Source organism: Citrobacter sp. Cm046 (assembly GCF_030333065.1).
In the GTDB taxonomy this organism is placed as follows: Bacteria; Pseudomonadota; Gammaproteobacteria; order Enterobacterales; family Enterobacteriaceae; genus Citrobacter; species Citrobacter murliniae.
Genome location: NZ_JAOWGP010000043.1, coordinates 361,692 through 375,478, shown reverse-complemented (window position 1 = coordinate 375,478; position 13,787 = coordinate 361,692). Strand labels below are relative to the sequence as shown.

The window sequence follows — 13,787 nt, the reverse complement described above, 5'->3', positions numbered from 1 at the left end:
CCTAAGCAGTAAATTGGGCCGCATCTCGTGGATTAGCAGATTGTTTTTTCTTCAATGAACTTGTTAACTAAAGCCATTAACTCGTCCGTTGTCGGTTGAGCAAGAGCCTGCTCTGCTAACACCTTCGCATCTTCGAAGTTCGTGTTACGGATAATCTTCTTAATGCGCGGGATAGAAATGGCGCTCATAGAGAATTCGTCCAGACCCATCCCCAGCAACAGAAGTGTAGCACGTTCGTCGCCTGCAAGCTCACCACACATGCCGGTCCATTTGCCTTCAGCATGAGAAGCATCAATAACTTGCTTGATCAGCGTCAGAACAGATGGCGACATCGGTTGGTAAAGGTGTGAAATCATATCATTACCACGGTCAACTGCCAGGGTGTACTGCGTTAAATCATTGGTGCCGATACTAAAGAAATCAACTTCTTTGGCTAAATGACGCGCAATCGTTGCCGCAGCTGGTGTTTCCACCATTACGCCAATCTCGATGCTTTCGTCAAATGCTTTACCTTCGTCGCGCAGTTCCTGTTTATAGATTTCAATCTCTTTACGCAGTGCACGCACTTCTTCAACAGAGATGATCATCGGGAACATGATGCGCAGTTTACCGAAAGCAGAAGCACGCAGGATAGCGCGAACCTGGTCACGCAGGATCTCTTTACGATCCATAGCGATACGCACGGCACGCCAGCCCAGGAATGGGTTCTCTTCTTTCGGGAAGTTCATGTACGGCAGTTCTTTATCACCGCCAATGTCCATGGTACGTACGATGACAGCCTGAGAGCCACATGCTTCTGCAACGGCTTTATACGCGGCAAACTGTTCTTCTTCAGTCGGCAGCGAGTCACGGTCCATGAACAGGAATTCGGTACGATACAGACCAACACCTTCAGCGCCATTACGCTCAGCGCCTTCAACGTCACGAACGGTACCGATATTGGCGCAAACTTCCACCTGATGTCCATCCAGCGTGATAGCTGGCAGATCTTTCAGCTTAGCGAGTTCCGCTTTTTCGGTCGCCACCTGCTCCTGAACGGCACGCAGTTGCTCGATAACGTCGTTAGTTGGATTGACGTAAACCTGGTTGTTTACGGCATCCAGAATCAGATAGTCGTCGTTTTTAACCTGAGAGGTAACACTACCGGTACCCACGATGGCAGGCAGTTCGAGGGAACGCGCCATAATTGAGGTGTGGGAAGTACGGCCACCTGCGTCAGTAATGAAACCCAGCACCTTGTTCAGGTTCAGCTGTGCGGTTTCTGACGGAGTCAGATCGGCGGCAACCAGGATAACTTCTTCCTGAATGGCGCTCAGGTCGATAATTGCCAGACCCAGGATGTTACGCAGCAGGCGTTTACCGATATCACGTACGTCAGCCGCACGTTCTTTCAGGTATTCATCATCCAGCTCTTCCAGGGCTGTGGCCTGACCTTCGATAATTTCATGCGCAGCTGCGTCAGCCGTCATGTGCTTATCTTTAATCAGGGCTATGATTTCCTGCTCCAGCTCCTCATCTTCGAGCAGCATGATATGCCCTTCAAAGATGGCTTCTTTTTCTTCACCGAACGTTTCACCAGCTTTAGTTTTGATCGCTTCCAGTTGCGCAGATGCCTTGGCACGACCGCTCAGAAAACGTTCAACTTCCTGATCAACCTTGTCGGCAGAAATTTTTTTCCGGTCAATGACGATCTCGTCTTCTTTCAGCAGCAGTGCCTTGCCAAAAGCGATACCCGGGGATGCTAAAATGCCTGAAATCATAACCCTACCTTACTTGTGACTGATATTGAAAAGAACTCGTTGAACTTACTCGAGTTCAGCCATCAGTTTAACCAGATGCTCAACTGCTTTCTGCTCGTCTTCGCCTTCTGCGGAAAGGGTAACAACGGTGCCCTGAGTCAGGCCCAGAGTCTGCAGTTTAAACAGGCTTTTTGCGCTGGCGCTTTTGCCGTTGGAAGTCACAGTAATTTCAGAAGTAAAGCCTTTTGCTTCTTTAACAAACTGAGCAGCAGGGCGAGTATGCAGACCGTTCGGAGCGGTAATGGTAACTTCTTGCTGGAACATTATATTTCCCCAACTTATAGGTTTAGTGTTGTGGAACTAAAGTCTAGCCTGGCGGTTCAACTTTAGCCTGTATTGTTAGCGTCGGCGTAAACAGGACGCGACACAAAAGGAGTTCGGTGCAATCCGTTGCTGGCAACTTCTTGCCGCTGACGTTTCGTTCGTCATTAAACATTATGCCGCGAAAGGAAGAGTTGAACCAAATCATAAAATCGATTCAGCTAGCGCTTTTCCTGTAACGATTAATTTCGCGCATCAAAATAATTAGTTTGGTTAAATACCAGTTCCGGCAGGCTGAATCAATGCCAGGTGGGTTGAAACTTTGAAGCAGGCCACAAAAAAGCACCCAAAAGGGTGCTTTTTTACGCGTTTTTAACATGCTGGCATTACTGTTGCAGTTCTTTCTCAGTAAAGAGATCGGCAAACAGTGCAGTGCTCAGATAACGCTCACCCGATGACGGTAGAATAACCACTATATTCTTATTGGTAAAGGCTTCATCTTCCTGGAGCTTAAGTGCAGCAGCAACCGCAGCACCCGAAGAGATACCTGCCAGAATACCTTCTTCTTCCATCAGGCGGCGCGCTGTAGAGATGGCTTCTTCATTAGTGATCGCCACGACTTTATCGATTAGCTTCAGGTCAAGGTTACCCGGAATGAAGCCTGCGCCAATACCCTGAATTTTGTGCGGACCAGGTTTAAGTTCTTCACCTGCCAGTGCCTGGGCGATAACTGGAGAATCTGTAGGTTCAACAGCAACGGTGATGAGGTCCGTTTTGCCCTTGGTCCCTTTAATGTAGCGTGTTACCCCGGTCAATGTACCGCCGGTACCCACGCCAGAGATAAACACATCAACCTGACCATCGGTGTCTTCCCAGATTTCCGGGCCGGTGGTTTTTTCATGGATTTCCGGGTTTGCCGGGTTGCTGAACTGCTGAAGCAACAGGAATTTTTCCGGATCGCTGGCGACAATTTCTTCCGCTTTCTGAATGGCGCCTTTCATACCTTTTGCGCCTTCGGTCAGTACCAGGTTCGCACCCAGTGCTTTCAGCAGCTTACGACGCTCAATGCTCATGGTCTCCGGCATCGTCAGAGTCAGTTTGTAACCGCGAGCGGCGGCGACATAGGCCAGCGCAATCCCGGTATTACCACTGGTTGGTTCGACCAGCTCAACGCCCGGTTTCAGTACCCCACGTTTTTCGGCATCCCAAATCATATTGGCACCGATACGGCATTTGACACTAAAGCTTGGGTTACGTGATTCCACCTTCGCCAGAATGCGTCCGTTACCGATACGGTTCAGTCGAACCAGCGGCGTATGACCGATAGTCAGCGAGTTGTCTTCAAAAATCTTACTCATGGCCTGTCCTTAACTGTATGAAATTGGGATACCGCTTCAGCATACCTGTTGAAAAAGTATGGGGAAGTAAGGAATTCGCATATCTATATGCTGATGAGAAATAATGCGTTCCAGTATGGAATAAGAGTGGATCTAAGCCACTCGTGTTTTACACATATTTGCATTATTTCCATAACGCGTGTTTATCACGATAGCAATCTACCCACATCGCCGTGGCTCCACAAACCGCGACTGGCATGATCACCAGATTCAGTACCGGGATCAGTGTGAACAGACTGGTCAGCGCGCCAAACTGCATATTAGTGACTTTGCGCGTGCGCAGGGCGGTGCGCATCTCTTTGAAAGGAACTTTGTGGTTATCAAAAGGATAGTCGCAGTACTGAATAGCCAGCATCCACGCGCTGAACAAAAACCACAGCACCGGCGCGACAGTCTGGCCAATCCCAGGAATGAAATAGAGAAGCAGAAGCACAACGGCGCGCGGAAGATACCATGCCAGCTTTTGCCATTCGCGTTTCATAATGCGCGGCACATCTTTCATTATGCCTAGCACCCCGGTGTCTGGCGGGGTTGCGCCGGTCAGGCGCGCTTCCAGTTGTTCTGCCAGCAATCCGTTAAAGGGGGCGGCGATCCAGTTAGCAATCGTGGAGAAAAAGTAGCCAAATACCAACAGTACGGAAATGGTCACAATAGGCCAGAGTATATAACTGAGCCACTGTAGCCACTGCGGGACATGGCTCATTAGTGCGGGGATCCAGCTATCCAGTTGCGTAAATAACCACCAGAATGCTCCCCCCATCAGCAGAATATTCACCAGCAAAGGCAGGAGAACAAAACGACGGATCCCCGGTTGGGTGATGAGTTTCCATCCCTGAGAAAAGTAATAAAAACCGCTGCGTGATATAACTGCAGATGATGAAACCATAGTCAGGACGTACTCCGTATTATATAAACCCTGGGTAAACTTTACCTATCTTACTCGGTTGTTGAGCGTAGACCAGTTCGGAAATGTTCGAAAAAACAGCAAAAAGCACGATTTTGTTCATCTTTATGCTGTGAAAGTTGAGAGCGCACTTGCACTTGGCGTAATCGACAAATACTCTTAGTAAGTAAATGTTTGCCGTGGTGGCAAGGTGTTAGAACAACAGAGAATATAATGATGCAGGATTTGCGTCTGATATTAATCATTGTTGGCGCGATCGCCATAATCGCTTTACTGGTACATGGTTTCTGGACTAGCCGTAAAGAGCGGTCTTCTATATTCCGCGATCGCCCACTTAAACGCATGAAGTCTAAACGTGACGATGAGGATTCGTTCGACGATAACGTCGAGGAAGACGAAGGTGTGGGCGAAGTTCGCGTTCATCGTGTGAATCATGCTCCCGGCAACGCTCAGGAACATGGGGTTCCTCCTCAGTCGCCGCAACACCAGTACCAGCCGCCTTATGCGTCTGCTCAGCCGCGTCAACCCGCGCAGCAGCCCGCTGAAGCGCCGGTGCCGCCGCATGTTCAGCATCCGCCGCAGCCTGTACAACAGCAACAGCCTGTACAACACCAGCCGGTTCAGCCTCAGCCAGTGGCCCCGCAGGTTCAGCAACCCGTGCAGCAAGCCCCGCAACCTGCACCGCAGACCTTCCAGCCTGTGGAGCCAGCCGTGGAGCATCAACCGCAGCCTGAACCCGTTGTTGAAAAAGAGCCTGTTGCTGAAAAACCGCAGCGTAAAGAAGCGGTCATCATTATGAACGTCGCGGCTCATCATGGCAGCGAGCTTAATGGTGAAGTGCTGCTCAACAGCATTCAGCAGGCCGGCTTCAAGTTTGGCGATATGAATATTTTCCATCGTCATCTGAGCCCGGACGGCAGCGGTCCGTCGCTGTTCAGCCTTGCGAATATGGTGAACCCCGGAACGTTTGATCCTGAGATGACCGGCGATTTTACCACCCCTGGCGTCACCATCTTTATGCAGGTGCCTTCTTATGGGGACGAGCTGCAAAACTTTAAGCTGATGTTGCAGTCCGCACAGCACATTGCTGATGAAGTCGGCGGTGTGGTGCTTGATGATCAGCGTCGAATGATGACGCCGCAGAAACTGCGCGAGTATCAGGACCGCATCCGCGAAGTTAAAGAATCACACGCCTGATCTTCTTCTGGCGTGACATCTCCTTTCTGAACCCCCGCCTGTCGGGGGTTTTTTATCATTGATGGTGCGATATGGAATCAATCGAACAACAACTGACAGAACTGCGAACCACGCTTCGCCATCATGAGTATCTCTACCATGTGATGGACGCGCCGGAAATTCCCGATGCGGAATATGACCGCCTGATGCGTGAACTGCGTGAACTGGAAGCGCAGCATCCGGAGCTGGTTACGCCCGACTCGCCAACTCAACGCGTAGGAGCAGCCCCGCTGGCGGCGTTTAGCCAGATACGCCATGAAGTCCCAATGCTGTCGCTGGATAACGTCTTTGATGAAGAGAGTTTTCTGGCCTTCAATAAACGCGTGCAGGACAGGCTGAAGAGTACCGACAAACTGACCTGGTGCTGCGAGCTGAAGCTGGACGGTCTGGCGGTAAGTATCTTGTATGAAAATGGTGTGCTGGTGAGTGCTGCGACACGCGGTGATGGTACGACTGGCGAAGATATTACCTCTAATGTGCGCACCATTCGCGCTATCCCGCTAAAATTGCGTGGCGAAAATATTCCAGCCCGTCTGGAAGTGCGTGGTGAGGTGTTCCTGCCACAGGCCGGGTTTGAAAAAATCAATGAAGAAGCGCGTCGTACTGGCAATAAAGTGTTTGCTAACCCGCGTAATGCGGCGGCGGGTTCGTTGCGCCAGCTTGATCCACGTATTACGGCGAAGCGACCACTTACTTTCTTCTGTTATGGCGTCGGCGTGCTTGAAGGAGGCGAACTGCCTGATACCCATCTGGGCCGCTTGTTGCAATTTAAAGCATGGGGGCTTCCGGTCAGCGACAGAGTGACGCTATGCGATTCACCAGAAGCTGTTCTGGCGTTCTACCACAAGGTGGAGGAGGACCGTCCGTCGCTTGGTTTTGACATTGACGGTGTGGTCATTAAGGTCAACTCAATGGCGCTGCAGGAGCAACTGGGCTTCGTTGCCCGCGCACCGCGCTGGGCTGTGGCGTTTAAATTCCCTGCGCAGGAACAGATGACCTTTGTGCGCGATGTCGAATTCCAGGTTGGACGTACCGGTGCGATTACGCCCGTTGCCCGTCTTGAGCCAGTACAGGTCGCCGGCGTGCTGGTCAGTAACGCCACGCTACATAACGCCGACGAAATCGAGCGTCTTGGTTTGCGCATCGGTGACAAAGTAGTGATTCGCCGTGCAGGTGATGTGATCCCGCAGGTCGTGAACGTGGTGCTTTCCGAGCGCCCGGAAGAGACGCGTGAAATAGAATTCCCTACCCAATGCCCGGTATGTGGATCTGACGTTGAGCGTGTTGAAGGTGAGGCTGTTACCCGCTGCACCGGTGGTTTAATTTGTGGTGCACAGCGTAAAGAATCTCTCAAACATTTTGTTTCGCGTAGGGCGCTGGACGTTGACGGCATGGGCGATAAAATTATCGACCAACTGGTTGAGAAAGAGTATGTCCATACGCCAGCCGATCTGTTCCAGTTAACTGCTGGTAAGCTGACCGGACTGGATCGTATGGGGCCAAAGTCGGCGCAAAATGTGGTGAATGCACTGGAGAAAGCGAAAGAAACGACGTTTGCCCGTTTCCTCTATGCGCTTGGTATTCGTGAGGTTGGTGAAGCGACTGCTGCGGGACTGGCTGCTTATTTCGGTACCCTGGATGCGCTGGAAGCAGCGTCCATTGACGAACTGCAAAAAGTACCGGATGTTGGCATCGTGGTGGCCACGCACGTGTTTAACTTCTTTGCGGAAGAGAGTAACCGCGAGGTCATTGGCCAACTGCTGGCACAAGGCATTCACTGGCCCGCTCCTGTTGTTATCAATGCAGAGGAGATAGACAGTCCCTTCGCCGGTAAGACGGTGGTGCTGACAGGAAGTCTGAGCCAGATGTCCCGTGATGATGCTAAAGCCAGACTGAGCGAACTCGGTGCGAAAGTTGCGGGAAGCGTATCGAAGAAAACCGACCTGGTGATTGCTGGCGAAGCGGCAGGATCGAAGCTGGCGAAGGCCCAGGAACTGGGCATTGCCGTGATTGATGAAGCCGAAATGATTCGTTTACTGGGTGCCTGAAATGGAAAAAGAGCAGCTGATTGACATCGCCAATACCGTGATGCCCTTTGGTAAATACAAAGGGCGGCGATTGATTGATGTGCCGGAAGAGTATCTGTTGTGGTTTGCCCGTAAGGATGAGTTTCCACCGGGCAAACTGGGTGAACTGATGCAAATCACGCTGCTGATTAAAACTGAGGGGCTGACGCAGTTGGTGCAGCCCCTGAAACGTCCGCTTTAAGCCTTTGCTGCGCGGCTTTCCCGCTGCGCCTGTAATTCGTCAGTTTGTCGTTTATAGCGACGCGCCAGCACGGCACACACCATGAGCTGAATTTGATGGAAGATCATCAACGGCAGCACCATCATTCCTATCACTGACGTCGGGAACAGGATATTCGCCATCGGGATCCCGTTCGCCAGGCTCTTTTTCGATCCGCAGAAAACAATGGTGATTTCATCGGCTTTGTTGAAGCCGCATTTACGCGCAACAAAGACGTTGATACCAATCACAATTGCCAGCAATACGATGCTGACCACAACGATAAACAGCAGTGAGCCGACTCCAACTTTGTGCCAGATACCGTTAACGACCGCTTCGCTGAATGCAGAGTAAACCACCAGCAGAATGGAGGACTGGTCGGTTTTAGCGATCCATTTTTTATGGCGTGACACCCAGGCACCAATCCATGGACGCGAGAGATGTCCCAGTACGAAAGGTAACAGCAATTGCAGCATGATCTTACCAACTTGCTCCAGGCTGCCTTCTGCACCATGCATATTCATTACCAGGCCTACCAGTAACGGAGAGAGGAAAATACCCAACAGACTGGAGGCCGAGGCGGAGCAAACTGCGGCAGCTACGTTACCGCCTGCCAGCGATGTAAAGGCGATAGCCGACTGCACTGTGGCCGGCAAAATGCACAGATACAGGAAGCCTGTGTATAGCATCGGATCAACGTTGACCGGTGCCCACCAGGCGAACAAGACACCCAGCACAGGAAAGACCACAAAGGTGCTGCACATTACCCACAGATGTAAACGCCAGTGGCTACCGCCCGCAATAATGGCTTCACGCGAAAGCTTTGCTCCGTGCATAAAAAACAGCAGGGCAATAGCGGCGGTGGTTAGACCTTCAAAGAAGGGCACAAAACCGCCTTCGGCTGGAAAAAAGGATGCCAGTAAAACGACCGTAATAAGCGTCAGGGTGAACGGATCAAGGATACGAAAAAGTTTCATAAAAGCTCCTGGGATTCGGTATCAACATTTTGCGTTTTTCTGTTTGAGAAATAAAATTGATTTATTGCATCCATATATGAATTGAATAAATGAATTACTCACTACGTCAGCTACGCATCTTTGTCACCGTCGCTCAGGCTAAAAGCTTCAGTCGGGCGGGGGAAATTATTGGCTTAAGTCAGTCGGCGGTCAGCCATAGCGTTAAAGAGCTGGAAGGGCAGACAGGTGTCAGGCTATTGGATCGCACAACACGAGAGGTTGTGTTGACGGAAGCCGGGCAACAGCTGGCGGCACGACTGGAGCGCATCCTGGATGAGCTGCACAGCACGCTGCGCGAAGCCGGACGTATGGGGCAGCAGTTGAGTGGTAAAGTTCGGGTTGCCGCCAGCCAGACCATCTCTGCGCATTTAATTCCACAGTGCATTGCTGAAAGCCACCGGCGCTACCCTGATATCCAGTTTGTTCTGCACGATCGCCCACAGCAATGGGTGATGGAAAGCATTCGGCAGGGCGATGTTGATTTTGGGATCGTTATCGATCCTGGTGCGGCGAGCGATCTTCAGTGTGAGTCGATCCTCTCCGAGCCCTTCTTTCTCTTGTGTCATCGCGAACATCCATTTGCAGCGCAGGATTATGTGCCCTGGCAGGCGTTACAGGGCGCGAAGCTTGTATTACAGGATTATGCGTCCGGTAGCCGGCCATTGATTGATGCAGCGCTGGCCCATTTTTCCATAGATGCCAATATTGTGCAGGAGATTGGCCATCCGGCGACGCTCTTTCCGATGGTCGAAGCGGGGATTGGTATTAGTGTGTTGCCCGCGCTGGCGTTACCCTTGCCGCAGGGGAGTCATCTGCAGGTCAAACGTTTGACACCCGTGGTTGAACGACAGTTGATGCTGGCTCGACGCAAAAATCGGTCGTTATCGACCGCCGCTCAGGCTTTGTGGGACGTGGTACGTACACAGGCCAGTGAACTAACCGCGGGTCGAGTCCGCGATCCGCTCTATCAGATATAAACCTCACCTTATAAAAGGGCTGCTGTTGCTCGTGCTTGAGCGCTGTCTGCCATTTCTGGCGGGGAAATAATGTGAGTTCGCACCGATTTAGCCCACGTTATCAATACAGATTTGCTATCGATAGTCGGGGAAAAGTGTATTGGTAATCGATTGCGTAGTCTCGCTATAACATCACAGCACCCTACGATATTTTCGATTACTCAGTTTTAAGGATATCCCATGAACGCCTCACTTTTTTCACAGAATCCCTGGTATAGCGCCGATATCATTCGTGGTTACAAACCTGATTTCACGCCGCGCGTGGCTTTTATCCTCGGTTCTGGCCTTGGCGCGCTGGCAGATCAAATTGAGGACGCGGTGGCGATCTCTTACGAGAAGCTGCCGGGATTCCCGGTTAGTACCGTACATGGCCATGCTGGTGAGCTGGTGCTGGGGAATCTGGCGGGGATTCCCGTTGCGTGTATGAAAGGGCGCGGGCACTTCTACGAAGGTCGCGGCATGACGGTGATGACCGATGCCATTCGCACTCTGAAACTGCTTGGTTGCGAACTGTTGTTTTGCACTAATGCCGCAGGTTCTCTGCGTCCCGAAGTAGGACCAGGTAGTCTGGTTGCGCTTAGCGATCACATCAATACTATGCCGGGTACGCCAATGGTTGGGCTTAACGATGAGCGTTTTGGAGAGCGCTTCTTCTCGCTGGCGAATGCATATGACGCAGACTATCGTGCAATCCTGCAAACCGTCGCGACAGAAGAGGGTTTCCCGCTTAGTGAAGGCGTATTTGTTTCCTATCCGGGACCAAACTTTGAAACAGCAGCAGAAATTCGCATGATGCAAATCATTGGAGGTCATGTCGTCGGGATGTCAGTCGTGCCCGAAGTTATCACTGCGCGTCACTGTGGCCTGAAAGTGGTTGCGGTTGCAGCCATTACGAATCTGGCTGAAGGACTGGGGGATGTGAAATTATCTCACGCGCAGACACTGGCTGCCGCTGAGCTATCCCGGCAGAACTTCATCAATCTGATCTGCGGTTTCTTACGCAAACTGGCCTGAATAAATAATAAAAATGACCCCGCTTGCGGGGTCTTACTTTGAGTGGCAAGGAACGGAAATATGGGTATCGCATCTCGCTTAAAGCTCATGTCGTTTTTGCAATACTTCATCTGGGGAAGCTGGCTGGTGACCCTGGGTTCTTACATGATTAACACCCTGGATTTCACTGGGGCTAATGTCGGTATGGTCTACAGTTCGAAAGGGTTGGCTGCGATTATTATGCCAGGCATTATGGGGATTATCGCTGATAAATGGCTTCGTGCAGAACGTGCCTACATGCTTTGCCATCTGGTTTGCGCAGGTGTGTTGTTATACGCGACAACCGTGACTGACCCTGAGACCATGTTCTGGGTTATGTTAGCTAACGCGATGGCTTATATGCCGACGATTGCGTTATCGAACAGCGTTTCATACTCCTGCCTTGCACAGTCAGGTCAGGATCCAGTAACCGCTTTCCCGCCGATTCGCGTATTTGGCACTATTGGTTTTATTGTTGCCATGTGGACAGTAAGTTTGATGGGCCTGGAACTCAGTAGTGCGCAACTGTATATCGCGGCTGGTGCATCGTTGTTGCTGGCAATGTACGCTTTTACATTACCGAAAATTCCTGTTGCAGAGAAGAAAACCGCCACGACGCTCGCCAGTAAATTGGGGCTGGATGCTTTCGTCCTGTTTAAAAATCCGCGAATGGCGATTTTCTTTTTGTTTGCGATGATGCTTGGCGCTGTGCTGCAAATCACTAATGTTTTTGGCAATCCATTCCTTCATGATTTTGCTCGTAGCCCCGAGTTTGCTGACAGCTTTGTCGTTAAGTATCCGTCTATTTTGCTTTCGGTTTCACAGATGGCGGAAGTGGGGTTTATCCTCACCATCCCGTACTTCCTGAAACGCTTTGGCATTAAAACGGTGATGTTGATGAGTATGCTGGCGTGGACGCTGCGCTTTGGTTTCTTTGCTTTTGGCGATCCGTCACCGTTTGGTTTTGTTCTACTGCTGATGTCGATGATCGTGTACGGCTGTGCGTTCGATTTCTTCAACATCTCAGGATCAGTGTTCGTTGAGCAGGAGGTGAGTTCCAATATTCGTGCCAGTGCGCAGGGCCTGTTTATGACCATGGTGAACGGTGTTGGGGCGTGGGTTGGCTCAATCCTGAGCGGTATGGCAGTGGATTATTTCTCTGTTGATGGTATCAAGGATTGGCAGACTATCTGGCTGGTATTTGCTGCTTATTCTCTGCTATTAGCTGTTATCTTTGCGTTGTTCTTCCGCTATAAACATCAGCCGGAAAAACCAGTGCAGAAATCGCTGGCACATTGACCATCATAACGGCAGGCGCTCATGCCTGCCGTTTCATGTTCTGCGATGCAATGTGGTAACTTTGCGCATTATCCTTCGCTTCAGGAGCGCATTACACATGGAACGCACGCACCGTATCGATCTGAAGTTACTGCGTTATTTTCTTGCTGTCGCAGAAGAACTGCATTTTGGACGTGCTGCTGCTCGCCTGAATATGTCACAACCTCCGCTCAGTACTCATATTAAAGAGCTGGAACAGCAACTTGGTACGCTTTTATTTATCCGCCATTCCCGGAGTGTGGCGTTAACCCATGCCGGAAAAATTTTGATGGAAGAGTCACGCCGTCTGTTATCCAGTGCGAATCAGGCGCTGGCAAGAGTTGAACAGATTGGTCGTGGCGAGGCAGGGCGGATCGAGCTCGGCGTTATTGGCACCGCAATGTGGGGAAAAATGCGTCCGGTGATGCGGTGTTTTTTGAAGGATAACCCTAACGTCGAAGTACTGTTCCGTGAAAACATGCCTGCAATGCAAATGACCATGCTGGAGCGGCGTGAACTGGATGCGGGTGTTTGGCGGATGGCAACTGAGCCTTCTCCCGGATTTACCAGCCTGCGTTTGCATGAATCTTCTTTTCTGGTGGCTATGCCGGAAGAGCATCCACTTACTGCTTATGATGCAGTACCGCTGGAAGCGCTGCGTAACGAATATTTTGTCACTATGCCTTCAGTTCATACTGACTGGGCATTTCTGCAACGTGTTTGCCAGAGCGCTGGATTCTCTCCGATGATAATTCGTGAAGTGCGTGAGCCGCAAACGGTGCTGGCGATGATTAGCATGGGAATTGGTATTACGTTAATTGCAGATAGCTACGCTCAGATGAACTGGCCGGGTGTTGTATTCCGGGCGTTAGAAGAACGTATTCCGGCAGATTTGTATATTGTGTATGACCAACAACAAGCGACGCCTGCGCTGGAGAAACTGGTGGGGGCACTGACGATGTGATATTTCTGCCGGATGGTAGTACGAATGTCTTATCCGGCTTAAAACATATCATTTTGTAGGGATGGCGAGTGAAGCGCTTATCAGGATTTTTCAAATAGCAGATAGCAAAAAGGCGCCTTTTTACACTGGTGGGCGTGCAGGATGACTCGCTTCGCACACCCTCCGGGCCGTCGCCGCAAACGGCTCCGTTGTCTCACTACGTGAGACCCGAACCTGCTGCAGGTTCGAATCTTATAAATCGCAGATAGCAAAAAGGCGCCTTTAGGGCGCCTTTTTACATTGGTGGGGCGTGCAGGATTCGAACCTGCGACCAATTGATTAAAAGTCAACTGCTCTACCAACTGAGCTAACGCCCCGAAGTGGTGGGTGATGACGGGATCGAACCGCCGACCCCCTCCTTGTAAGGGAGGTGCTCTCCCAGCTGAGCTAATCACCCACTTCGGTACTTCATTTTGTTGTAAGAAATCCAGCTGGCGAGAAAGTGGTGGGTGATGACGGGATCGAACCGCCGACCCCCTCCTTGTAAGGGAGGTGCTCTCCCAGCTGAGCTAATCACCCA

Annotated in this window: 12 protein-coding genes and 3 tRNA genes; 7 read left to right on the top strand and 8 right to left on the bottom strand. The window is 51.0% G+C overall.

Annotated features, from left to right (window positions below):
* Nucleotides 1-32: 32 nt before the first annotated feature.
* The 4 genes from ptsI to cysZ form a co-directional block, all read right to left on the bottom strand.
* Nucleotides 33-1,760: a phosphoenolpyruvate-protein phosphotransferase PtsI gene (ptsI, locus tag OGX98_RS17555; RefSeq protein WP_045445911.1), complete on the bottom strand. Its 1,728-nt coding sequence runs from the start codon at nucleotides 1,758-1,760 to the stop codon at nucleotides 33-35.
* Nucleotides 1,761-1,805: 45 nt separating this feature from the next.
* Entirely contained in the window at nucleotides 1,806-2,063 is a 258-nt protein-coding gene (ptsH, locus tag OGX98_RS17550; RefSeq protein ID WP_002913505.1) for a phosphocarrier protein Hpr, read from the bottom strand.
* A 383-nt stretch (nucleotides 2,064-2,446) separates the two neighbouring features.
* Nucleotides 2,447-3,418, bottom strand: a complete 972-nt coding sequence (gene cysK / locus OGX98_RS17545; RefSeq protein ID WP_045445901.1) for a cysteine synthase A — start codon at nucleotides 3,416-3,418, stop codon at nucleotides 2,447-2,449.
* 163 nt (nucleotides 3,419-3,581) lie between these two features.
* A complete protein-coding gene (gene cysZ / locus OGX98_RS17540) occupies nucleotides 3,582-4,343 on the bottom strand; it encodes a sulfate transporter CysZ (protein ID WP_286595660.1) in 762 nt (253 codons plus the stop codon).
* A 231-nt stretch (nucleotides 4,344-4,574) separates the two neighbouring features.
* On the opposite strand from cysZ, the gene zipA reads away from it, so the two are divergent.
* The 3 genes from zipA (at nucleotide 4,575) to OGX98_RS17525 (ending at nucleotide 7,865) form a co-directional block, all read left to right on the top strand.
* A complete protein-coding gene (gene zipA, locus OGX98_RS17535) occupies nucleotides 4,575-5,558 on the top strand; it encodes a cell division protein ZipA (protein WP_286595659.1) in 984 nt (327 codons plus the stop codon).
* Between the two features lie 71 nt (nucleotides 5,559-5,629).
* A complete protein-coding gene (gene ligA / locus OGX98_RS17530) occupies nucleotides 5,630-7,645 on the top strand; it encodes an NAD-dependent DNA ligase LigA (RefSeq protein WP_048220859.1) in 2,016 nt (671 codons plus the stop codon).
* A 1-nt stretch (nucleotide 7,646) separates the two neighbouring features.
* Nucleotides 7,647-7,865, top strand: coding sequence for a DUF3820 family protein (locus tag OGX98_RS17525; RefSeq protein ID WP_045445890.1), 219 nt, complete (start codon nucleotides 7,647-7,649; stop codon nucleotides 7,863-7,865).
* Here OGX98_RS17525 and OGX98_RS17520 read toward each other — a convergent pair.
* Complete coding sequence (locus tag OGX98_RS17520) at nucleotides 7,862-8,860, bottom strand: bile acid:sodium symporter family protein (RefSeq protein ID WP_045445888.1); 999 nt, start codon at nucleotides 8,858-8,860, stop codon at nucleotides 7,862-7,864. The two genes, OGX98_RS17525 and OGX98_RS17520, sit on opposite strands and share 4 nt — an antisense overlap.
* 89 nt (nucleotides 8,861-8,949) lie before the next feature.
* Between OGX98_RS17520 and OGX98_RS17515 the strand changes: the two genes are divergently transcribed.
* From OGX98_RS17515 to OGX98_RS17500, 4 genes are all read left to right on the top strand, one after another.
* Complete coding sequence (locus OGX98_RS17515; protein ID WP_045445885.1) at nucleotides 8,950-9,876, top strand: LysR family transcriptional regulator; 927 nt, start codon at nucleotides 8,950-8,952, stop codon at nucleotides 9,874-9,876.
* Nucleotides 9,877-10,095: 219 nt separating this feature from the next.
* A complete protein-coding gene (gene xapA / locus OGX98_RS17510; RefSeq protein WP_045445882.1) occupies nucleotides 10,096-10,929 on the top strand; it encodes a xanthosine phosphorylase in 834 nt (277 codons plus the stop codon).
* 60 nt (nucleotides 10,930-10,989) lie between these two features.
* Complete coding sequence (locus OGX98_RS17505; protein WP_284096361.1) at nucleotides 10,990-12,246, top strand: nucleoside permease; 1,257 nt, start codon at nucleotides 10,990-10,992, stop codon at nucleotides 12,244-12,246.
* Nucleotides 12,247-12,343: 97 nt separating this feature from the next.
* Nucleotides 12,344-13,228 (top strand): LysR family transcriptional regulator, encoded by an 885-nt coding sequence (locus OGX98_RS17500; RefSeq protein ID WP_045445875.1) that lies wholly within the window; start codon nucleotides 12,344-12,346, stop codon nucleotides 13,226-13,228.
* 280 nt (nucleotides 13,229-13,508) lie between these two features.
* On the opposite strand, the gene OGX98_RS17495 is transcribed toward OGX98_RS17500, so the two are convergent.
* From OGX98_RS17495 to OGX98_RS17485, 3 genes are all read right to left on the bottom strand, one after another.
* A tRNA-Lys gene (locus tag OGX98_RS17495) sits at nucleotides 13,509-13,584 on the bottom strand.
* 4 nt (nucleotides 13,585-13,588) lie between these two features.
* A tRNA-Val gene (locus OGX98_RS17490) sits at nucleotides 13,589-13,664 on the bottom strand.
* 46 nt (nucleotides 13,665-13,710) lie between these two features.
* A tRNA-Val gene (locus OGX98_RS17485) sits at nucleotides 13,711-13,786 on the bottom strand.
* Between the last annotated feature and the right edge of the window lies 1 nt (nucleotide 13,787).